At 63.3% G+C, this 19,192-nt stretch carries 18 protein-coding genes; 8 read left to right on the forward strand and 10 right to left on the reverse strand.

Translation table 11 applies throughout. The features are described 5' to 3' along the window. Positions 1-50: 50 nt before the first annotated feature. The gene (locus FH061_RS02400) at positions 51-689 is read right to left on the reverse strand and encodes an NAD(P)-dependent oxidoreductase (RefSeq protein WP_151632559.1); all 639 of its coding nucleotides are present in this window, start codon (positions 687-689) and stop codon (positions 51-53) included. A 123-nt stretch (positions 690-812) separates the two neighbouring features. Between FH061_RS02400 and FH061_RS02405 the strand changes: the two genes are divergently transcribed. After that, positions 813-1,730, forward strand: a complete 918-nt coding sequence (locus FH061_RS02405) for a LysR family transcriptional regulator (RefSeq protein ID WP_192804872.1) — start codon at positions 813-815, stop codon at positions 1,728-1,730. Positions 1,731-1,865: 135 nt separating this feature from the next. Here FH061_RS02405 and FH061_RS02410 read toward each other — a convergent pair whose 3' ends face one another. Both FH061_RS02410 and FH061_RS02415 read right to left on the reverse strand, forming a co-directional pair. Further along, positions 1,866-2,417 carry a hypothetical protein gene (locus tag FH061_RS02410; RefSeq protein ID WP_151632563.1) on the reverse strand — a complete coding sequence of 184 codons (552 nt, stop codon included), beginning with the start codon at positions 2,415-2,417 and terminating at the stop codon, positions 1,866-1,868. Further along, a complete protein-coding gene (locus tag FH061_RS02415; RefSeq protein WP_151632565.1) occupies positions 2,414-5,032 on the reverse strand; it encodes a chemotaxis protein CheW in 2,619 nt (872 codons plus the stop codon). The genes FH061_RS02410 and FH061_RS02415 overlap by 4 nt, the downstream gene beginning before the upstream one ends. Before the next feature lie 394 nt (positions 5,033-5,426). On the opposite strand from FH061_RS02415, the gene FH061_RS02420 reads away from it, so the two are divergent. Then, a complete protein-coding gene (locus FH061_RS02420; protein WP_151632567.1) occupies positions 5,427-6,185 on the forward strand; it encodes an L-asparaginase in 759 nt (252 codons plus the stop codon). On the opposite strand, the gene FH061_RS02425 is transcribed toward FH061_RS02420, so the two are convergent. From FH061_RS02425 to FH061_RS02435, 3 genes are all read right to left on the reverse strand, one after another. Beyond that, a complete protein-coding gene (locus tag FH061_RS02425; RefSeq protein ID WP_151632569.1) occupies positions 6,142-6,732 on the reverse strand; it encodes an MOSC domain-containing protein in 591 nt (196 codons plus the stop codon). The genes FH061_RS02420 and FH061_RS02425 overlap by 44 nt on opposite strands. Continuing rightward, positions 6,729-7,892 carry an MFS transporter gene (locus tag FH061_RS02430; RefSeq protein ID WP_151632571.1) on the reverse strand — a complete coding sequence of 388 codons (1,164 nt, stop codon included), beginning with the start codon at positions 7,890-7,892 and terminating at the stop codon, positions 6,729-6,731. The genes FH061_RS02425 and FH061_RS02430 overlap by 4 nt, the downstream gene beginning before the upstream one ends. Positions 7,893-7,997: 105 nt before the next feature. Then, positions 7,998-8,435, reverse strand: coding sequence for a CBS domain-containing protein (locus tag FH061_RS02435; RefSeq protein WP_151632573.1), 438 nt, complete (start codon positions 8,433-8,435; stop codon positions 7,998-8,000). A gap of 398 nt (positions 8,436-8,833) precedes the next feature. Between FH061_RS02435 and FH061_RS02440 the strand changes: the two genes are divergently transcribed. Next, entirely contained in the window at positions 8,834-9,253 is a 420-nt protein-coding gene (locus FH061_RS02440; protein WP_151632575.1) for a DUF2917 domain-containing protein, read from the forward strand. On the opposite strand, the gene FH061_RS02445 is transcribed toward FH061_RS02440, so the two are convergent. Continuing rightward, positions 9,231-10,217 (reverse strand): D-2-hydroxyacid dehydrogenase family protein, encoded by a 987-nt coding sequence (locus FH061_RS02445; RefSeq protein WP_151632577.1) that lies wholly within the window; start codon positions 10,215-10,217, stop codon positions 9,231-9,233. The two genes, FH061_RS02440 and FH061_RS02445, sit on opposite strands and share 23 nt — an antisense overlap. Before the next feature lie 353 nt (positions 10,218-10,570). Here FH061_RS02445 and FH061_RS02450 point away from each other — a divergent pair, with 353 nt between their 5' ends. Beyond that, positions 10,571-12,427 (forward strand): phosphoenolpyruvate carboxykinase (GTP), encoded by a 1,857-nt coding sequence (locus FH061_RS02450; protein ID WP_151632579.1) that lies wholly within the window; start codon positions 10,571-10,573, stop codon positions 12,425-12,427. A 553-nt stretch (positions 12,428-12,980) separates the two neighbouring features. Continuing rightward, a complete protein-coding gene (locus tag FH061_RS02455) occupies positions 12,981-13,919 on the forward strand; it encodes a DUF808 domain-containing protein (protein ID WP_151632581.1) in 939 nt (312 codons plus the stop codon). A gap of 33 nt (positions 13,920-13,952) precedes the next feature. Here the strand turns inward: FH061_RS02455 and FH061_RS02460 are convergent, their stop codons facing one another. Then, positions 13,953-14,858 carry a LysR substrate-binding domain-containing protein gene (locus FH061_RS02460; protein WP_151632583.1) on the reverse strand — a complete coding sequence of 302 codons (906 nt, stop codon included), beginning with the start codon at positions 14,856-14,858 and terminating at the stop codon, positions 13,953-13,955. Between the two features lie 166 nt (positions 14,859-15,024). Between FH061_RS02460 and FH061_RS02465 the strand changes: the two genes are divergently transcribed. Continuing rightward, positions 15,025-15,873 (forward strand): CmcJ/NvfI family oxidoreductase, encoded by an 849-nt coding sequence (locus FH061_RS02465; protein ID WP_151632585.1) that lies wholly within the window; start codon positions 15,025-15,027, stop codon positions 15,871-15,873. Between the two features lie 2 nt (positions 15,874-15,875). Beyond that, positions 15,876-16,514, forward strand: a complete 639-nt coding sequence (locus FH061_RS02470) for a 2-hydroxychromene-2-carboxylate isomerase (RefSeq protein WP_151632587.1) — start codon at positions 15,876-15,878, stop codon at positions 16,512-16,514. On the opposite strand, the gene FH061_RS02475 is transcribed toward FH061_RS02470, so the two are convergent. Together FH061_RS02475 and FH061_RS02480 are read right to left on the reverse strand one after the other, a co-directional pair. Then, on the reverse strand, positions 16,508-17,479 hold the full coding sequence (locus tag FH061_RS02475) for a pyridoxamine 5'-phosphate oxidase family protein (RefSeq protein WP_151632589.1): 972 nt from the start codon (positions 17,477-17,479) through the stop codon (positions 16,508-16,510). The two genes, FH061_RS02470 and FH061_RS02475, sit on opposite strands and share 7 nt — an antisense overlap. Positions 17,480-17,487: 8 nt before the next feature. Then, positions 17,488-18,117, reverse strand: coding sequence for a glutathione S-transferase family protein (locus FH061_RS02480; protein WP_151632591.1), 630 nt, complete (start codon positions 18,115-18,117; stop codon positions 17,488-17,490). A 136-nt stretch (positions 18,118-18,253) separates the two neighbouring features. Here FH061_RS02480 and FH061_RS02485 point away from each other — a divergent pair, with 136 nt between their 5' ends. Then, entirely contained in the window at positions 18,254-19,156 is a 903-nt protein-coding gene (locus FH061_RS02485) for a LysR substrate-binding domain-containing protein (RefSeq protein WP_151632593.1), read from the forward strand. Positions 19,157-19,192: the final 36 nt, after the last annotated feature.

Here is a 19,192-nt window from a genome sequence, read left to right on the forward strand (position 1 = left end):
CCCGCGAGGGCCGCTCCAACGCAGGCAATGTCCGTTTCGCCGCTCTGGATTCAATAGCCGACGGTGAAGCGGCGGCGCGCATGATTCGGCCGCTCCAGCTCATCGATCATTGCAATTGCATAATCCTCGACGGAAATGTGGCTCTGGCCATTGGCATCGATCAGCAGTTGATCGGTGCCGAGGCGGAAGCGGCCGGTGCGCTCGCCGGGGGCGATGATGGCCGACGGGCTCAGCATGGTCCAGTCCAGCGCTTCCTCCTGCCGCAGCAGCTTGAGCGCCTCGCGCGCGCCTTCGGCAGTCGCCTTGTACTGCGCCGGAAAGTCGGGCGTATCGAGCACCTGCAGGCCGGGCGCGACTTCCAGGCTGCCGGCGCCGCCGACCACCAGCAGGCGCGGCACGCGCACCGATTTCACGGCGCCGAGAATGGCGCGGAAGCCCTTGACGTAGTAAGCGAAGACATCGTCATGGGCATGGCCGCTGAAGGCGCTGATGACGGCATCATGCCCGCCCAACTGCTCCGCCAGTCTGGCCTGGTCCGCCACGTCCGCGGCAACCGCGCGCAGGTTGGCGGCGGCAGCCAGCTTTTCCGGATGGCGCACCAGCGCGGTTACCTTGTGGCCGCGTGCAAGCGCCTCTTTCAGCAGCGCTGAGCCGATGAAGCCGGAGGCGCCGATCAATGCGATGTTCATGTTTTCTCTCCCGGGAAGTGAATGAAGTGGGAGCATCATCACGGAAAAGATTGATTCGATAAATGCCTGCACTGATAATTCATTGTTATTGAATCCTTATCAATCCTTTACTCTACGTTCATCATGTCACTGCTCGGACAGATCGACCTCAACAGCCTGCTGATATTCGACGCCGTGGTGGAGAGCGGCAGTTTCACGGCCGCCGCCGAAAGGCTGGGCATTGCCAAGGCCAAGGTCAGTATCCTGATCAGCCGGCTGGAGCAGGCGATCGGCGCGACGCTGTTCCACCGCACCACCCGCCGCGTCAGCCTCACCGATGCCGGCCGCGAGCTGCATGCGCAATGCCGGCCGCTGCTCGACGGCCTGGAACATGCGGTGGCGCAGGCCGGCCAGGAATCGGCCCAGCCGGCGCAGTTGAGCGGCATGCTGCGCATCACCGCGGCGGTGGATCAGGCGGTGCTGTCGGTGGCGCCGGCCATGGCGCGGTTCGCGCAACTGCATCCGGCGCTGCAGTTCGATTTGCGCGCCGGCGATACGGTGGCCGATCTCGTGGATGAAGGCATCGATCTCGCCATCCGTTACGGCTGGCTGCGTGATTCGTCGCTGCGCGCGGTCAAGCTCGGTGAGTTCTCGCAGATGGTGGTGGCTTCGCCGCAATACCTGGAGCGGCATGGCCGCCCGCGCCGGCCGGAAGACCTGACCGACTGCGAATGGATAGCGCTCAGCCTGCTGCCTACGCCGCTGACATGGAAATTCACCTCGCGCAGCGGCGAGACGCGTTCGGTGCAGGTGAAGTCGCGCATGCGGGTGAATTCGCCCGCGGCGCTGCGTGCATTGCTGCGCGAAGGCGCCGGCGTGTCGGTGCTGGCGCAGCAAAGCGCCGAGGAAGGCATCCGCGACGGCTACCTGGTGCGGCTGCTGCCCCAGTGGTCGCTGCCGCAGGGCGGCATCTATGCGGTCGTGCCGCCGGGGCGGCACATGCCGGCACGGGTGCGCGCCTTCATCGACTTTTATCGCGCCTACCTGGAAAAGCCTTATTGAAACATCACATCCATTGATCCGGTTCGAAAAATGGTTCATTTTCGGGCCGATGATCGCACCCTCTCCCTCTGGGAGAGGGTCGGGGTGAGGGGAGCCGGCTCGACATGTTTTCGGGCCGGATCTATATCACCAACACTACGAAAACGACAGCCGTGCCGGCGGCCAGGCGCGCAGGCCGTCTTCAGAGGATCGCCGCGACGGAAACATGCCGGCGGCCGTCACCTTCAACCGGTCCAGCGAAAACTGCCGCAGGTGCTGAAACACGCTCTGGTTGATGCCCATGGTGGCCTGCATCACCAGCATGTCGATTTCCGGCTGCATCGCCTCCTGCTGTTCGGCGGCGGCGGCGGCAGCAGCGGCAGCGGCTGACTTCTGCCTTGCGGGACGCGCGCGGGATGCCTGCTCCGACATCGCGCAGCGGAAGGCGTCTTCCAGCGTCAGCTGGCTGGTTTCGCAGGCCAGCGTCCAGCTCTGCGCCTGGCCGGCGGGCTGCAGCACCTGTTCGCGGCAGAGGATATTGCACAGCCTGACCAGTTCCCTGGCGGGCCGCCCGCTCAGTTTTTCCAGCTGCTCCAGGCTGACGGCGCGCGGCGCGCTGGCCACGAAGTGGCCGAGCAGTTTCGTGATCAGGCATAAACGTCCATACAAAGCGCTGTCGCCCAGCAAGTAGTCATCAACGGCGCTCATGCTGCATTCTCCAATGTTTCATGTTCAAGTTGCGTTTCATTCAACAGCATTGCTTCGGACAGGTTCAATACCGTCGGCAGGGCGGGATCCTTGAGGCAGGCGAACAGTTGCGCGACATCGAGCGCCTGCACCAGCAGCCGGCCCTCGTTGGCCTGGATCACCTGCTTGACCAGCAAGCCCTGTGCCGTGGCGGCAAAGGGCGTGCGAATGATTTGCGCCGGCCGGAATTCCGGCACGCCGTGCAGTTCGTCGACCAGCAGGCCGATGTCCTGATCGTTGTGCCTGACCACGATCACCTGGCTGCCCGCCTCGATCCGCGCCGGCGCGCCGCGCATGAGATGCCGCAGGTCGAACACCCAGACGAAATGCCGGCTCTCGCCATGGCGCTGCAATGCCAGCACGCCGACGCGCTCGGCGCGCCCGCCCATCGATACCGGCGACACTTCCGAAGCCGGCAGCGCTTCCATCACCTGCGCCGCGGGCATCGCAAACAGCATGCCGTCGATGTAGAAGGTCGCATACTCGATGCCGCCGCTGGCCGTCACGTCGTTCTCGATCACCGCATCCTGGCGGTTCAGCGCGCCGCTGCGTTCGCGCACTTCGCCGAAGCTGTCGTACACCAGCGCAATGACGTCTTCCCTGTAGCCGTCGGACACCTTGAATTCCCGGTAGCCATTGGACACGGTGCAGCCCATGATCGCGTAATGGCCATCGTGCACCAGGATGCGCGAGGCACTGCTGCCGTTGGCCAGCGACAGCAGCTTGCGGTCGATGTCACGGCCGACATCGAGCTGCATGCCGGCCGGGCGCAATGGATCGGTGCTGGAAATCACGCGGCCATGGCGGTCGACGAAGAGGGCGGACATGCCTTCCTTGTCGGCCAGCGCGCCGCGCAGCATGGCCTCGAATTCCGGCTGCGCGTCGAACACGATGCCGATGCCGCCGACCACGATGCTGTCGTTGTGCGGATCGCGGATGGCCGCGTGGTAGATGTAGGTGGGCCGGTTGCCGTACAGCGGCGCGGGCTCGAACGGCGAAACGTAATAGTCCTGCTCGCTGCGCAGCGCCAGTACATGCGACAGCGTGGCGGCGTCGACTGATTTGCCGACCACCGATACGCCGTTCTCCATCTCGTTCGTGCTGGCAATGATGCGGCCGTCGCGGTCGTAGACGAAGATGCGGGTATAGACGGTGTAGAGGCGGTTGATGTAGTCGAGAATGGTGCTCAGGTTGTCCAGCGTTTCCGTATCCCTTTCTTCGCTGGCCAGCGCCGTGCGCAGTTCCGGCGTCAGCGCCCACCAGCGACAATCATCCGAACGTTCGTACAGATTGCGGTCCAGCAAATCCACCAGCAGGTGCGAAACGAATTCGGCGTCGCGCAGGCTTGATGCCAGCACGGTTTCATACAGGTCGCGGATGGATTGCGAGAACAGTTCATTGCTGCGCATGCCGGTTTCGCTGATCTGGTCGAGGATGGTCTTGAGCTTCTGCAGTTCGCCGCGCTGGCTGGCCGTCATGACCTGGCCGTTCCACACCACGCGGCGTATGGTGTCGGCGGCGGTCATGATTTCGAACAGCGGCGGGCAGAAGGAGCGCGCATGCGAGAGCAGGCCTTCGGCAACCGCCGGGTCCAGCGAAGACAGCGCATTGGAAACGCCGCCATGGAAGGCGACATCGACCGGGATCATGACCTGGCCCTGCCAGCCGGGCGGCCCCATGTAACCCTGGTAGCCCGCGGCGGCGAGGGTGCGCACCAGGTATTCGCGGCCGCCGTGGATCAGCAGCCTGGGCTCGGCGGAACGATTGACCGGCACGGTGGCGCCGACCGGAATCCAGAGTTCGTCGGCACTGGCGATCACCCGGTTGTCGCCGTCGAGCAGCAGCATGTTGGCGCGCTCGTCGGCATCGCGATGGGAACGGAAAATGCCTGCCATTTCCTCTTCGAAATGAAAGCACAGGCACAGCACGCCGACCGGAACGCCGGTGTCGGGATGCAGCATGCGGCGTGAGTAGATCAGCGCCTGCTTCTTGAGAGGACGCAGGTCGGTGGCGCGGAAGGTTTCGACATAGCCGTCGGCGGCCAGCGTCTCTCCGATCAGCGGATCGGTGCTGCCTTCGATCGGCGAGGCTTCGTCGATCTGGACCAGCACGTTGCCGGCGGTATCGAGCAGCAGAATTTCATCATAGACGGTGTACTTGCTGCGGTAGGAGCGCAGCCGGTAGCGGATGGCGTCGCTGTTGTCATGCATGCCGGCGACGAAGGCGCAGAGCTCGCGGTCGGTGGCGAGGAAGCCGACATCGGCGGTGCGCTCGAAGAGGTTGCGAATGACGATATCGATCACATATTGTGCCTTGGTGGCGATTTCATCGAGCACGTTGCCGACTTTTTCGCTGACCAGGCTGTGAACGAGTTCGTGTTCCAGGCGATTGAAGCCGGCGCGTGTCGCGGCCATGGTGGGAAGGATGGTCTTGGCTTCGACCGGGCAATTCATCTTGGCCGACGCTTCGATCATGCGCCACATCAGGTTGAGTTCGCGCAGCGATTGCTCGCAGCGCACCACGTCACGCATGTAAGGCAAAAAGGTATCGACAGGTAAGGGTGTGGATGCACGCATGGCAGCTGTCCTGAATATTGTTATTGCACAGCCGGGGACGCTCCCGGATAGGGAGCGTCCGACGATTTTCGGCACAAATTAGTGCGCTGCAACAATCTTGCAATTAATAGGCCAGCTTGGGAATTTCCTTGTCTTTGCGCTCTCCAATACAGGTTTTCACGCGGCTTGCCTGATGCCCAGGCAACAGCAACCGCCAAGAACCGCGGAGGCACCGCCTTGAGTCCGGGGACGTGGCTGGATAAGTTGCAGGCCAGCCCTGAAATGGTGCTTCGATAAAGTTCCCGCGAATCGCATGCTCAATGTTGGTGCTTGATACAAAGCGACCAATCGATCTGTTTTTGTGCCTGTTTTACGAATCCCGATACACTAGACTTTCATTGCAAGCGAAACCGATATGAAACCTGTTGCACCCGGCACCGTCATCTTTCATCGCCACCGCGGCTATGGCGTCATTACTTCGGTCAATCTGCTGACCGGATGGGTGGCGGCCCGCTTCGGCGACGAAGTGCGCACGCTGGATCTGAACCTGTCGCATGACGATCTGCAGCATGCGGATGGCGAGCCGATCCGTTTCCGGCGCGATGCGCCCGACCGCATGCCGCATGCGCGGCTGATGGCGATGGTGCGCGAACTGCACCGCGCCGGCTATCAGCGGCTTTACCTGTACAGCTGGCCCAAGCCGTCCGGCCTGCACTGGCGCTGGCATCTGTTCACCGGCCAGCGCAACTGGATCGACCGCGCCTGGCGCGAAGGCTGGTATGGCTCCGGCGCCGATTACAACTTCAATCCGGTAATGGGATGGGGCGACCAGCCGGGCGCGACCGCCTCCGAACTGGTGTCCGCCTTCGCGCGCTTCGATCCGCAGGGGGTGGCCCAGGCGCTCAAGCGCGACGAGGATCACACCGCCTGGTTCGATGCGGTTTGCGAAGCGCTGCTGCCGAATTACGCTTACACCCTGGGTTGGGATTACCGCGACGGCCCGGTGCCCGACCATCTGCCGGTGATTCCGGTGCGGCGCGGCGTGCCGGCCTACTCCGGGCCGCCGCTGCCGTGGCCGCCGGGCTGGACGAAACTCTGGACCGGCGGACGCGCGCTGGTCACGTCATCATTCAAAACAAATCCTGCTGACGCCCCTTCCGGCGTCGTTCGTTGATCTGCATGATCGACGTCTCGCGCGGCCCGGCGATGAGCGCAATCGCATCGCCGGCCGCGATCTCGCCCGTCTCCACCACGCGCAGGTAGAAGCCGCTGTAGCCCGACTGCAGCATGATCTTCGCGGCGTGGCCGAAGCCCATCTTCGCATTGAACTTGTAGCAGGGATGACGCGGCTCGGTTACCTGCAGCAGCGTGCTGCCGATCCGCAGCCGGTCGCCGATCCAGACATCGTTCTCCAGCAGGCCCTGAATGGTCAGGTTTTCCCCCATCGCACCCGGCGCCAGCGCTTCCTCGCGCTTGAGGGCCGCGGTGCGCTGCGCCAACCAGAATGCATAGTGCTCGGACGGATAGGCGTACACCGCCTTGTTCAATCCGCCATGCACGGTGAGATCGGCCTGTTCGTCGCCGGCCAGGCCGATCCTGCCGACGGCGACAGGCCCGTCGAGCGGCTGCTTGTGAATGCCGGTGGCGACGCGCCGCATCGCGTCGGACTGGCGGACGAAGAGATCGCCGACCGTGCCGACGTTGACGCTCAAGACTCTCATGCTGCCTCCATGGCATTGCGCCGCAGCGCCAGATTGCCGGCGAGATGGGATACGCCGATCGCGATCGCCAGCGGCGCCGCGGCGAAGTAGGACAGGGTGCCGGTGCCCTGTGTCGACACGATCAGGCCGCCGAGCAAGGCGCCGGCCGCCTGGCCGAGATAGATGGCCGACGAATTCAGCGACACCGAGGCCGACGCCAGCTGCGGCGCCATGCCGACCAGCCGTGCCTGCTGCGAACCGTTGATGGCGAAGCAGCCCAGCCCCCACAGCAGCATCAGTGTAGTGGCCACCGGCAGCGAGCCGTGCGACAGCGGCCACAGCAGCACCGCCGCCAGCATGCAGACCATGGCAGCGATGCCGACCTGCTTCGGCCCCGCGCGATCCATCACGCGCGCGCCGATGATGTTGCCGATCACGCCGGTGATGCCGAAACAGAGGAAGAGCAGGCTGATGACGACCGGCGTGGCATCGATCGCATCCTTGAGCACCAGCGCCATGTAGGAAAACATGGTGAACATGCCCAGCGCCTGGATGGCGGTGACCGAGATGGCCAGCAGCAGCGGCGTATCGGCGAACAGTGCCTTCCATGCGGCACTGTCCATTGGCGCAACGAACAGGCGCGCGGGAATCTGCATCCATACCGCGCCGGCGAAAAGCAATGACAGGAGACCGACCAGGGCGAGCGTCGGGCGCCAGCCGATGTGCGCGCCGAGATAGGAACCGATCGGCGTGCCGATCACGGCGGCGATCGACCAGCCGAGGAATACCAGGCCGATGGCCTTGCCGCGCATGTCGGCCGGCACCATCAGTCCGGCCGTGGCGGCCGCCTGCGCGGTGAAGATGGCGCCGCCGATGGCGGTGACGATGCGGGCGATCAGCAGGAGCTCGTACCCGGGCGCCAGCGCGGCGGCGAAATGCATGAGGGCATACAGCAGCAGTGATGCCGTCAGCAGCTTGCGGCGGTCAATGGCGCTGGTCCAGCTGGCGAGAAAGGGGCCGCTGATGCAGATCGTCATGGCAAACGCGGAAATCAGCCAGCCGATGCGCGCGGGCGATACGCCGAGGTCTGCGCTCAACTCGTTGAGCATGCCCGGCACCACCATCACACCGGTGCCGATGGCGAAGTTGCCGAGGGTAAGAGACCACAGTCTGGGTTGCATGGAGGCTCCGCGAAGTGAGGCTCCAGTGTAGCGAAAGGCGCACGGTCGTGCTGAAACACCCGGCGACGCCGGCGGCGGCATGAACTCCGCAGGCTCGGTCTTGCTTCAGCGCTCGCCGCGAATGTAGTGCTCGAGCTGCTCGATGATGAATTGCTGTTCCGAAATGATGTCCTTGACCAGATCGCCGATGGAGATCAGTCCGGCCAGCTTGCCGTTGTCGATGACGGGCAGATGGCGCAGCCGGTTCTCGGTCATCAGGGCCATGCATTGCTCGTTGGTGGTATCGGGACGCACATACATGACCTCGGTAGTCATGATGTCGCGCACCGGCGTTTCGGTGGCGGTCCTGCCCCTGAGCACCACCTTGCGCGCATAGTCGCGCTCGGTGACGATGCCGACAATGTTGTCCCTTTCCATCACCAGCAGCGCGCCGATGCCTCTTTCCGCCATCAGCTTGATCGCATCGATCACCTTGGCATCCGGCGCGATCGTATACACCCTGTTGTCCTGCTTGGTCTTGAGAATCTGTGCAACGCAATGCATGGCGATCTCCTGAACGTGTCGGTCAATCCATTCTAGGCAATGCCGCGCGCGGATTTGTTGACATCGGATAGACAATGCGAGCTTGCCGTGTGCGCCGACGCCTTGCATTTCGCTGCGAGAAACTTCTTGCCTTTATGTTGATCGCTTGGCATGATCAATTCCATGCCCGCCTCACGCCTCTTTTCGATGAATCCCGTTTCCGTACCGTCCACCGGTACGGCGGCACTTCATTGCGGCGCATGCATTTCCCTGCTGTCCTGTCCTTCCATTTCCTCCAAGCGAATTACTCGGGGCCATTGAGCTGCGGCGCGTCCGGTGCTCGGTGTCCCTGAACCAGTTCATCTGCGTCGTCTGACGCAGGGTCCCGTTTCCCTTTTATTGCTTATGGAGTAAAGATCATGCCCACATGGTGGACAGGAGGGCGCTCGTCCGCGCTTTCATCAGACCCGGTCAATGCAACCGCTTGTGCAACACTGAACCCGGCGCATCTGCGGCGGATGCTGTCATCCGCGCATGTCGACTGCCAACTCGAAGAAAACAAGCCGGTGCGCCTTCGCCATGCGTCCGGCTTGCAGCTGACATGCGTCGAAGGCATTGCATGGATCACCTTTCACGGCGAACAGGAAGATCTGATGCTGCACGCGGGCCACGCCACCGTGGTGCCGAACGGCGGCCTGGTTCTGATGGAGGCGGTCGGACAGGCGAGGCTCCGGCTTGCGCTTGAACCCGGCGTCATGCGGAACCGCGCCGGCAATCCGCTCGACGCGGTCATGCAGCGGCTTCCATCCCTGCTGTTCAGGCGAGCGCTTCCGGATTGAGCACGTTCTTCGGCGTGCCGTTGGCGAAGTCGACGATGTTGCGGAATGCCGCGCCGAAGTAAAGCTCGTAACTGTCCTTTTCCACATAGCCGAGATGCGGCGTGGCCAGCACGTTGGCATAGCGCAGCAGCGGCGAGTCGGACGGCAGCGGCTCGGTTTCGAAGACGTCGAGCGCGGCGAAGCCGGGATGGCCGGCGCGCAAGGCGGCATCGAGCGCGCCTTCCGCCACCAGTTCGGCGCGGCTGGTATTAACGAACAGGGCGGAGCGCTTCATCCGCATCAAATCATCGCCGGTGACGATGCCGCGCGTCGCATCGTTGAGCCGCAGGTGCAGCGACAGCACATCGGCCTGCTCGAAGAAGGCTTCGCGCGATGCGGCGGCTTCGAAACCGTCGCGCGCGGCGGCGTCGCGGCTGGCGTCGCGGCCCCAGACGATGACCCGCATGCCGAATGCCTTGCCATAGCCCGCCACCATTTTGCCGATGCGGCCGTAACCCCAGACCGCCAGCGTGCGTCCCTTGAGCACCGTGCCCAAGGTATTGAGCTCCGGCGTCACCGATGCGGTTTGCCACAAGCCGTCGCGCAGGTTGGCCGCGTACTGGGGAATCTTGCGCGAGGACGCCATGATCAGCGCCCATGCCAGCTCGGCCGGCGCGGTCGGATCGCCGACGCCTTCGACGATGGCGATCCGGCGCTCGCTGGCGGCCGCGACGTCTACATGGCCGCTGACCTTGCCGGTTTGGGAAATCAGCTTCAGATTGGGCAGCCTGGAGAGCAGGGCTCGCGTGATCGCGGTTCTTTCGCGTATCAGCACCAGCGCCTCGAACTCCGCTAGACGTATCGCAAGCTGGCCGATGCCGCGCGCGCTATTGTTGAAGACCTTGACTTCATGACCGTCGAGTAATCGGAAACAGTCGAGCTGGCGGACGCAGTCCTGGTAGTCGTCGAGAATGGCAATTTTCATGTTTGTTTTACAATTTTTTAACAGATTCGTAAGAAAAATACGACTATGCGGAAAATCGATAAATCCTTACTACAAAACTCAACAATTTTTCCTACATTTTTGTTGTAAATCATTGAGCACGGGTATCCCGGCGTGTACAATCGGCTCCTATTTTTCGCTTTGTCAACGACATTGTGAACCCACCAGCCCGTTTGATTATTCCATTTTTCGGGCCGTTGCGCGGTCATGACATGATCGCCTCCGACAAGACCGCCGTACCGCTGGCATGCTTCGCCAGCCGAGCCAAAAGCTGACGACGATCCTGCCGTGCCGGGACAAGACAGAATTCTTTATTGGCATTGGAGGAAGTACTTATGAACCAACCCGTAATGGGAGGCATCGCAACCGTGAATGCACCTAGCTATGTCAAACAGCAGAAGCTGATCAACTGGGTTACGGAAATCGCCGCCCTTACAAAACCCGAGCGCATCTACTGGTGCGACGGCTCGCAGGAAGAGTACGATCGCCTGTGCGCGGAGATGGTTGCCGCCGGCACCCTGAAAAAGCTCAACGAGGCCAAGCGCCCGAACAGCTATCTCGCCTGCTCCGATCCGTCGGACGTGGCGCGCGTCGAAGACCGTACCTACATCTGTTCCGCCAAGCAGGAAGACGCCGGCCCGACCAACAACTGGGTTGCTCCCGCGGAAATGCGCGTCACCCTCAACGGCCTGTTCGACGGCTGCATGCGCGGCCGCACCATGTATGTGGTGCCGTTCTCGATGGGCCCGCTCGGTTCGCCGATCGCCCATATCGGCGTTGAGCTGTCCGATTCGCCGTATGTCGCGGTCAACATGCGCATCATGACCCGCATGGGCAAGGCCGTGTACGACGTGCTCGGCACCGACGGCGACTTCGTGCCCTGCGTGCACACCGTTGGCAAGCCGCTGGCCCGCGGCGAGCAGGATGTGCCGTGGCCTTGCAACGACACCAAGTACATCGTCCATTATCCGGAAACCCGCGAAATCTGGTCCTTCGGTTCCGGCTACGGCGGCAACGCGCTGCTGGGCAAGAAATGCTTTGCGCTGCGCATCGCTTCCACCATGGGCCGCGACCAGGGCTGGCTGGCCGAGCACATGCTGATCCTCGGCGTCGAATCGCCGGAAGGCAAGAAGCATTACGTGGCGGCGGCCTTCCCGTCCGCCTGCGGCAAGACCAACTTCGCCATGCTGATTCCGCCCAAGGCCTTCAACGGCTGGAAGGTGACCACCATCGGCGACGACATCGCCTGGATCAAGCCGGGCGCCGACGGCCGCCTGTATGCGATCAATCCGGAAGCCGGCTATTTCGGCGTGGCGCCGGGCACCAATGCCAATTCCAATGCCAACTGCATGGCATCGCTCAACGCCAACACCATCTTCACCAACGTCGCGCTGACCGACGACGGCGATGTCTGGTGGGAAGGCATGACCAAGGAAGCGCCGGCGCACCTGATCGACTGGCAAGGCAAGGACTGGACACCGGAAATCGCCAAGGAAACCGGCCGCAAGGCTGCGCATCCGAACGCGCGCTTCACCGTGGCCGCGACCCAGAATCCGGTCATCGATCCGGCCTGGGACGATCCGGCCGGCGTGCCGATCTCGGCCTTCATTTTCGGCGGCCGCCGTTCGACCACCGTGCCGCTGGTAACTGAAGCCCGCAACTGGGTGGAAGGCGTGTACATGGCCGCGACCATGGGTTCGGAGACCACTGCCGCCGCTGCCGGCCAGCAAGGCGTGGTGCGCCGCGATCCGTTCGCGATGCTGCCGTTCATGGGCTACAACATGAGCGACTATTTCCAGCACTGGCTCAACATCGGCAAGAAGGTGGCTGCATCGCCGGCGGAAATGCCGAAGATCTTCTGCGTCAACTGGTTCCGCACCGATGAGAACGGCAAGTTCGTCTGGCCGGGCTTCGGCGACAACATGCGCGTGCTCAAGTGGATGCTGGACCGCATCGAAGGCAATGCCGGCGGCAGCGAGCACATCTTCGGCGTCACTCCGCGCTATGAAGACCTGCAGTGGGAAGGCATCGACTTCACCCGCGAGCAGTTCGACCGCATCACCTCGATCGACAAGGCCGCATGGGAAGCCGAGCTCAAGCTGCACGAGGAATTGTTCGACAAGCTGAAGTACCACTTGCCGAGCGAGCTGGAGTCGACCAAGGCGCAGCTGGAGAAGCGCCTGGCGGCCTGATGCCCGATCGCTGATCATCGGCTTCACTTTCCGCTCTACAAGAAAGGCACCGCAAGGTGCCTTTTTCTTTTGCTGCGCCGCGTTGACCATGGGAAGCATGACGGCGCGGCCGCACCGGGCAGTCACATTTCTTGCATGGTCGGATCCGAGGCAATACCGCACTGGACCGTGCCGAAGGCAGCGCGCTGCGTCGGCTGCCGGAAGATGCATGGCGGGCTTGGGTTGACGGTCATGGACAAGCCTTCCGGCATGGACGACAGGGCTGGCATGTGCGGGCTGGCAAAAAGCTTGCTGTACCGGGCGGAGTGGTTAAAAATACAATGCCTTGTTTTCAGGCATGAATGAATCGCATGCATTGAGCAGTGACTGCCAGAGGGGCATTCTCCGTGCATGACACGCTTGAACTCCCCGACTATGCCCGCCAGCGCAAGGCCGCAGGTTTTTCCTTATTACGAAGACTTTGAAAAACTTGCCCGATTTTCAGCAAAAGTCGTGTCCGGCGGTGTTTTCATCAACATGAATTATCGATACGCATACAAAAAAGGATTCCACCATGGCCGCAAGCTTGCTCACCCTGCTCGATGACATCACCCTGTTGGCGGATGATATTGCCGTCATGTCGAAAGTCGCCGCGAAGAAAACCGCGGGCGTGCTGGGGGATGACATCGCGTTGAACGCGAACCAGGTGACAGGCTTTGCGCCAAGCCGCGAGCTGCCGGTTGTCTGGTCGGTTGCCAAGGGATCGGCAATCAACAAGGCGATCCTGGTTCCGATCGCGCTCTTGCTGGTTGCCTTCGCACCCTGGTCATTGACGCCGCTGCTGATGATAGGCGGCGCTTTTCTGTGCTTTGAAGGCGTGGAAAAAGTCTTTCACAAGCTGCTGCATTCCAAGGAAGAAGACAAGGCACACCACACCGAACTGGTGAATCATGTCCAGCTGTCGCCGGAGCAACTGCTTGCCGCGGAAAAGGAAAAAATCAAGGGCGCAGTGAGGACGGATTTCATCCTGAGCGCGGAAATCGTCGCGATTTCCCTGGGCACCATGCAGGGCGCCCCGTTCATGACCCAGGCCACCGTGCTGGTGGCCATTTCCATTCTCTTCACGGTCGGGGTGTATCTTGTGGTCGCCGGCGTGGTCAAGCTGGACGATCTGGGCATCTACCTCAGTTCCGGCGTCAGCAAGGCCCGGCAAGGCATGGGACGTTTCATCCTGTGGGTGACGCCCTATCTGATGAAAACCCTGTCCATCGTCGGCACCGCCGCCATGTTCCTTGTCGGCGGCGGCATCATCGCTCACGGCTTTCCGTTCCTGCATCACTTTGTGGAAAACGCCGAGCACAAGGCACAGGCGCTTCCCACGGTCGGCAGCATCCTCGCATTCGGCACGCCGCTGCTGATCAACATGCTGATCGGCCTGGTGGTCGGCTCGATCGTTCTCGGGCTTGTTCACCTGTACAAGAAGGCATTCAGGAAAGGGGCGGTTGCCCATTGAGCATGGAGCGCCGCGGGCGGAACGCAGGCCTGCTCAGTCCGCTCCCGCCTCGACCCGCTGCAGTATCCAGTCATACAGGATGCCGACCTCGGCACGCCCGGCTCCGGGAGCCCGCACCAGCCAGTAGGCGTAATCGCTGACGCCGGCATCGGCGCCGGGATGCGCAACCAGACGGCCGTCCCTGAGCATCGGCCTGACCAGCGCAAGCCGGCCGAGCGCCACGCCATGTCCGTCCAGTGCGGCCTGTATCACCTGGTCGTACTGGTTGAAATGCAGGAAGCGGCGCGGCCTCGCATCGGACAGGCCCTTGGTGCCCAGCCAGTCCGACCAGCGGAGCCACGGCCGGCCGCGCTCATCCCATTCCAGCAACACCTGCTGCAGCAGCGCCTCGTCGCTGGCGAATGCCTTCTGCGCAAGCGCCGGATGCGCAACCGGCACCACCTGTTCATGGAACAGTCTCACCGCACCGGCCGGCGCCTGCGCCTGCCGGCAATAGCGGATTGCCAGGTCGATGCCTTCCTGAACGAGATCGAGCACGCTGTTATGCGCGGCGACCCGCACGTCGATCCCGGGATGCGTGCTCTGGAAAGCGCCGAGCCAGGGAAGAATCCACAGCGAGGTCACACCGATGCTGGCGGTGATCGTCACCGGCCGGGGCCGTGATCCGCCGCGCACCGACTCGGAAAATTCGCCGATGCGGTCCAGCCAGGGGGAAGCCATTTCGAACAATTGCTCGCCGACTTGCGTGAGCGCGATGGCGCGGTGCTTGCGCACCAGGAGCGGCGTGCCGAAATGCGCCTCCAGCGCCTGTACCTGCCGGCTCAGTGCCGACTGGGTAAGGCAGAGATCCTGCGCCGCGAGCGTGATGCTCATGCGGCGCGCCACCGCGACGAAACCGCGCAGGGCGTCCAGCGGGGGCAGGGCGAGGAGCTTGCTCATGGAAGGCCTTCATGGTTTTGCATGCCTGTGGCGCATGCGAGGCATGCATAAATTGCGCTTGAGGCGGCACACACGTTAGATACACTGGAGATGTCTGCAGTGATTCTATCGCATGAAATTCTGTCATGCGACGAGCTGCACCATGCCATCGGAAACAGGAGGCAACATGAATGCCCATGCAGCGCAAATGCAGCAGCATGCCTTTGTCACGGGAAACCTCGGCTATCTCGCGCCGTCGCAGGACAAGCCCTACCAGTACATGACGCCGCCGCCGGCCGGCGCTGCCTGGCACAACACCGATTACGAGCAGCGCGCCTGCCGCATCGTCAATGCCCGGCGGGTGGCGGCATCGCTGTCTCTGGAAGACAATGGCTTCGAATTGCTCGACTGCCCGAGCAAGGTCGCGGACTTCAATGACGCTGCGCAGGTGCAGGGAGTCTATTACCGAGAACTGGAACAGCTCGCGCTCGAGCTTACCGGCGGCCTGCATGCGCTGGTATTCGATCATCAGTTGCGGCAGCGCGAAGCGGGCCGGACGGCACTGGGCTTCGGCCGCGAAGCCGCCTTGCCGACGCCCACGGCGCTGGGGCGCGTGCATAACGACTACACCGAATCGTCGGGTCCGCGCCGCCTGCGGCAGCTGATGCCGGAAATGGCGCAGGACCATCCCTTCCTGATCCTGAATTTCTGGCGGCCGGTGGCGCATGCCGCCATCGATACGCCGCTGGCACTGTGCGACGCGCGCAGTTTCGCGATGCAGGATTGGGCATGTGCGGACCTGATCTATCCGGACCGCAAGGGAGAAATCTATCTCGGCCGATATGCGGACGGCCATCGCTGGTACTACTATCCGGCCATGACGCCGGAAGACATGCTGGTCTTCGTGTCCTTCGATTCTCGCCTCGACAGCACGGCGCGCATGACGCCGCACTGCGCCTTCGACGATCCGCTGGCGCCGGAGGATGCGCCGCCGCGGCGCAGCATCGAGGCACGCTGCCTGGTGATACTGGACTAGCCATGAATACCACCGTACCCGATGCCGCCGCGCAAAAGCCCTCGATCGAATTCTGGTTCGAGTTCGGCAGCAACTACAGCTATCTGAGCGTGATGCGCATCGAAGCGCTGGCACGCAATGCCGGCGTCGATATCGCATGGCGGCCTTTCCTGCTGGGGCCGATCTTTCGCGACTTCGGCTGGAGCAGCTCGCCGTTCGTGCTGCAGGAAGAGAAGGGCCGCTATGTGTGGCGCGACATGGCGAGGCAGGCGGCAAAGCATGGACTGCCGTTCAACAAGCCGAGCCGCTTTCCGCGTTCGGCGGTGCTGCCGCTGCGCGTAGCCCTGCTCGGCACGCAGCAAGAGTGGCTGCCGGCCTTCTGCCGCGCCGTGATGCGGCAGAACTGGGTCGATGACATGGAGATCGACTCCGTCGCGAGCGTCAGGCTCGCGCTGCAGCCGCTGGTCGGCGATCCGGACGGCATCATCCATGATGCCCAGGGCGAGGACAACAAGCTTGCCCTGCGCCGCCAGACCGAACAAGCACGGCGGCGCGGCATCTTCGGTGCGCCGACTTTCTTCGTGGGCGAAGAGATGTTCTGGGGCGACGACCGGCTCGATGATGCGATCGCCTGCGCGCAAGGAAAGCTTGCGCCTTACTGATCCCAGACGCCGGTATGGTCGAGGTGCGGCGATGGTTCCTGCAGCGCCCAGCGCAGCGGAAAAGCCTTCTTTCGCAGCAGCCAGCGCGTTCCCGAAAAGCGCAGCAGGCGCTTGGCTCCGGCAAACCGTCGCAGCCGTTCGCCTTCCCATTCCACCGAAGCGCTGCCGGTCAGCTGCAGGAGGTCGCCCTGCGCAAAATCGATGAACAGGAGGCCGGCGCGGCCGTCCGCGGTCAGGTTGCCGATGGTGTTGAAAAAATTGTTGCCGACGAAATCCGGCCAGCAAAGGGTGCCGTCGGCATCCACCGAGACGAATCCGGGCCTGCCGCCGCGATGCGACACATCCACCCCGTGCGCGGCGCCGGTGGCGGCTTCGGCGGCGGTTGCAATGAAAAAGGTGTCGCTGCGCCGGATCAGCGCAGCCGCTTCCCGCGGCAGCGCGCCGTCTCCTGTCAGCACCTCGCCGCCGGTCGCTTCAGCGGCCGCGTTCGCGATCTCGCGCGTCTGGATGTACTTCGGGCAGTTGCCGAAGCTTTGCTGCACCGCCAGCGTGAAGCCGTGCCCGTCCAGGTCGCTGATGATGCCGTTGGCGCGGTTGCGGCGGCGCGTCTCGAACTGCAGCCCGAGCGCGCCGAGGCGCCGTCCGGGCTGCATCGAGTCGGCCAGCGGATCCTGCGCCGCCGGCAGCGCCTCGATGCGCAGGGTCCGCTTGTCGGGCGAGCTGACGAAGCCGGGCTCGCCCCAGAGGATGGAAGCCCAGACTTCATCATGCCGGTCGACGCCGCCCAGGAGCAGCGTCGGCAGCAGCGGGAAAAATTCGCGGTGCTGCTCCGGCATGTAGTCGCGCATGACGACGGCGCCGACCCTGGCCATCTGCTCGCGCACGCCGGCCCGTTCCTGGGCATCCATCTCGCCGCGGTGAAACGGCGCCGGATTGCGCGAATCGGCGGGAAGCTTGGTTTCCATGGGACCTCCTAGGCGGCGCTTGCCGCAGGCTTGACGAGTTCGATCATCGGCAGAAATCGCGGCAGCGACTCGATGCGCTGCAGCCATGCGCGCAGGGCAGGATAAGGCGCCAGCGAGACATCGCCTTCCGGGGCGCGGGCAATGTAGCTGTAGGCGGCGATGTCGGCAATGGTCGGATGGTCGGCCGCGAGATAGCTGCGCGCCTGCAAATGCGTTTCCATCAGCTTGAACAGGCGGTGTGCCAGATCGGTCGCCGCTTCCATGTTGACCGGGCGGCCGAACTGCTTGCCGATGCGCGCCAATCCCGGGCCGAAGGCGATTTCGCCGGAGGCCACCGAGAGCCAGCGCTGGACATTGGCCGCGCCGACCGGATCGGGCGGCAGCCAGGCGTCGCCGCCATATTTGCGCGCGAGATAGACCAGGATGGCGTTGGAGTCGCTGACGATGGTGCCGGCGTCGTCAATCACCGGCACCTGGCCGAAGGGATTGAGCCTGAGGAATTCCTCGCTTTTCTGCTGGCCGGCGCGCAGGTCGATGTCGATGGCTTCATACGGCAGATCGAGCAGCGACAGGAACAGTTCGGCGCGATGCGCGTGTCCGGAAACGATGCTGCGGTACAGCTTGATGGTGTCGGGCATGACAGGCTCCTTGTTGAAGTGAACATCACGGCAGCCATTCTGCCTCGTGCGGATTGCTGAATAAATGGCAGGGAACAAAGCAAATTGCTTCATAATCCGGAGTAATCATCGAACGATGGCATCGTGCCTTAGCGCCATGGATAAACTTCGCGGCATCCAGACCTTCATCGCCATCGCCGAGCGCGGCAGCTTAACCGCGGCGGCGGATGCGCTCGACATGTCGCTGCCGACCGTGGTGCGCAGGCTGGCCGAACTGGAAGCCAGCCTCGGCGTGCGCTTGTTCAACCGCACCACCCGGCGCATCCATCTGACCGATGAAGGCCTGCGCTACCTGGCGATCTGCAAGACGGCGCTCGGCCAGCTGGAAGAGGCGGAGGAAGCGCTGTTCGATGCCAAGGCCGAGCCGAGGGGCAAGCTGGTGCTGACGGCGCCGGTGCTGTTCGGTCGATTGCATGTGGCGCCGCTGGTGGCGGAATTCATGCGCCTGCATCCGGCGCTGTCGGTGGAAATGCTGCTGCTCGACCGCAGCATCGACCTGATCGAGGAGGGCGTCGATCTCGCGGTACGCATCGGGCACCTGGCCGACTCCACCCTGCATGCGGTTCCGGCCGGACAGCTGCAAAGGGTCTTCTGCGCCAGTCCGGCCTACCTCAGGCAGCATGGCATGCCGAAGCATCCGAACGAGCTCGCCGGCCATGCCGGCATCCGCTTCACCGGACGCAGCGTGCTGTCGGAATGGCATTTTCGGGAGAACGGCCGCGACCTGACAGTGCGCTTCACCCCGCGCCTGATGACCAATTCCGTCGATGCGGCCATCAATGCCTGCCGCGATGGTCTCGGCATCGGCGCCTTCCTGTCGTACATGGTCCAGGCGCCGGTACGCGCCGGCGAACTCAAGCCCATCCTGCGCAGGTATGAGTCCGAGCCGCTGCCGATCCACTTCCTCTATCCGCATTCCAAGCTGCTGTCTGCGCGGGTGCGCGCCTTCATCGATTTTGCGGTGCCGCGGCTCCGGACACAGGATTTCATCGGCTTTTGACGTCGATGCAAGGCCTGCGCCGCACTCGTTTGGTGC

It is taken from the genome of Noviherbaspirillum aerium, assembly GCF_008929045.1.
GTDB lineage: Bacteria > Pseudomonadota > Gammaproteobacteria > Burkholderiales > Burkholderiaceae_D > Noviherbaspirillum > Noviherbaspirillum aerium.

Coding starts and splice junctions, on each gene's coding strand:
- FH061_RS02485 (WP_151632593.1), top strand. CDS start 18,254: ATGGATAAACTTCGCGGCATCCAGACCTTCATCGCCATCGCCGAGCGC.
- FH061_RS02465 (WP_151632585.1), top strand. CDS start 15,025: ATGAATGCCCATGCAGCGCAAATGCAGCAGCATGCCTTTGTCACGGGA.
- FH061_RS02425 (WP_151632569.1), bottom strand. CDS start 6,732: ATGAGAGTCTTGAGCGTCAACGTCGGCACGGTCGGCGATCTCTTCGTC.
- FH061_RS02410 (WP_151632563.1), bottom strand. CDS start 2,417: ATGAGCGCCGTTGATGACTACTTGCTGGGCGACAGCGCTTTGTATGGA.
- FH061_RS02440 (WP_151632575.1), top strand. CDS start 8,834: ATGCCCACATGGTGGACAGGAGGGCGCTCGTCCGCGCTTTCATCAGAC.
- FH061_RS02455 (WP_151632581.1), top strand. CDS start 12,981: ATGGCCGCAAGCTTGCTCACCCTGCTCGATGACATCACCCTGTTGGCG.
- FH061_RS02460 (WP_151632583.1), bottom strand. CDS start 14,858: ATGAGCAAGCTCCTCGCCCTGCCCCCGCTGGACGCCCTGCGCGGTTTC.
- FH061_RS02430 (WP_151632571.1), bottom strand. CDS start 7,892: ATGCAACCCAGACTGTGGTCTCTTACCCTCGGCAACTTCGCCATCGGC.
- FH061_RS02420 (WP_151632567.1), top strand. CDS start 5,427: ATGAAACCTGTTGCACCCGGCACCGTCATCTTTCATCGCCACCGCGGC.
- FH061_RS02400 (WP_151632559.1), bottom strand. CDS start 689: ATGAACATCGCATTGATCGGCGCCTCCGGCTTCATCGGCTCAGCGCTG.
- FH061_RS02445 (WP_151632577.1), bottom strand. CDS start 10,217: ATGAAAATTGCCATTCTCGACGACTACCAGGACTGCGTCCGCCAGCTC.
- FH061_RS02480 (WP_151632591.1), bottom strand. CDS start 18,117: ATGCCCGACACCATCAAGCTGTACCGCAGCATCGTTTCCGGACACGCG.
- FH061_RS02450 (WP_151632579.1), top strand. CDS start 10,571: ATGAACCAACCCGTAATGGGAGGCATCGCAACCGTGAATGCACCTAGC.
- FH061_RS02470 (WP_151632587.1), top strand. CDS start 15,876: ATGAATACCACCGTACCCGATGCCGCCGCGCAAAAGCCCTCGATCGAA.
- FH061_RS02405 (WP_192804872.1), top strand. CDS start 813: ATGTCACTGCTCGGACAGATCGACCTCAACAGCCTGCTGATATTCGAC.
- FH061_RS02415 (WP_151632565.1), bottom strand. CDS start 5,032: ATGCGTGCATCCACACCCTTACCTGTCGATACCTTTTTGCCTTACATG.
- FH061_RS02435 (WP_151632573.1), bottom strand. CDS start 8,435: ATGCATTGCGTTGCACAGATTCTCAAGACCAAGCAGGACAACAGGGTG.
- FH061_RS02475 (WP_151632589.1), bottom strand. CDS start 17,479: ATGGAAACCAAGCTTCCCGCCGATTCGCGCAATCCGGCGCCGTTTCAC.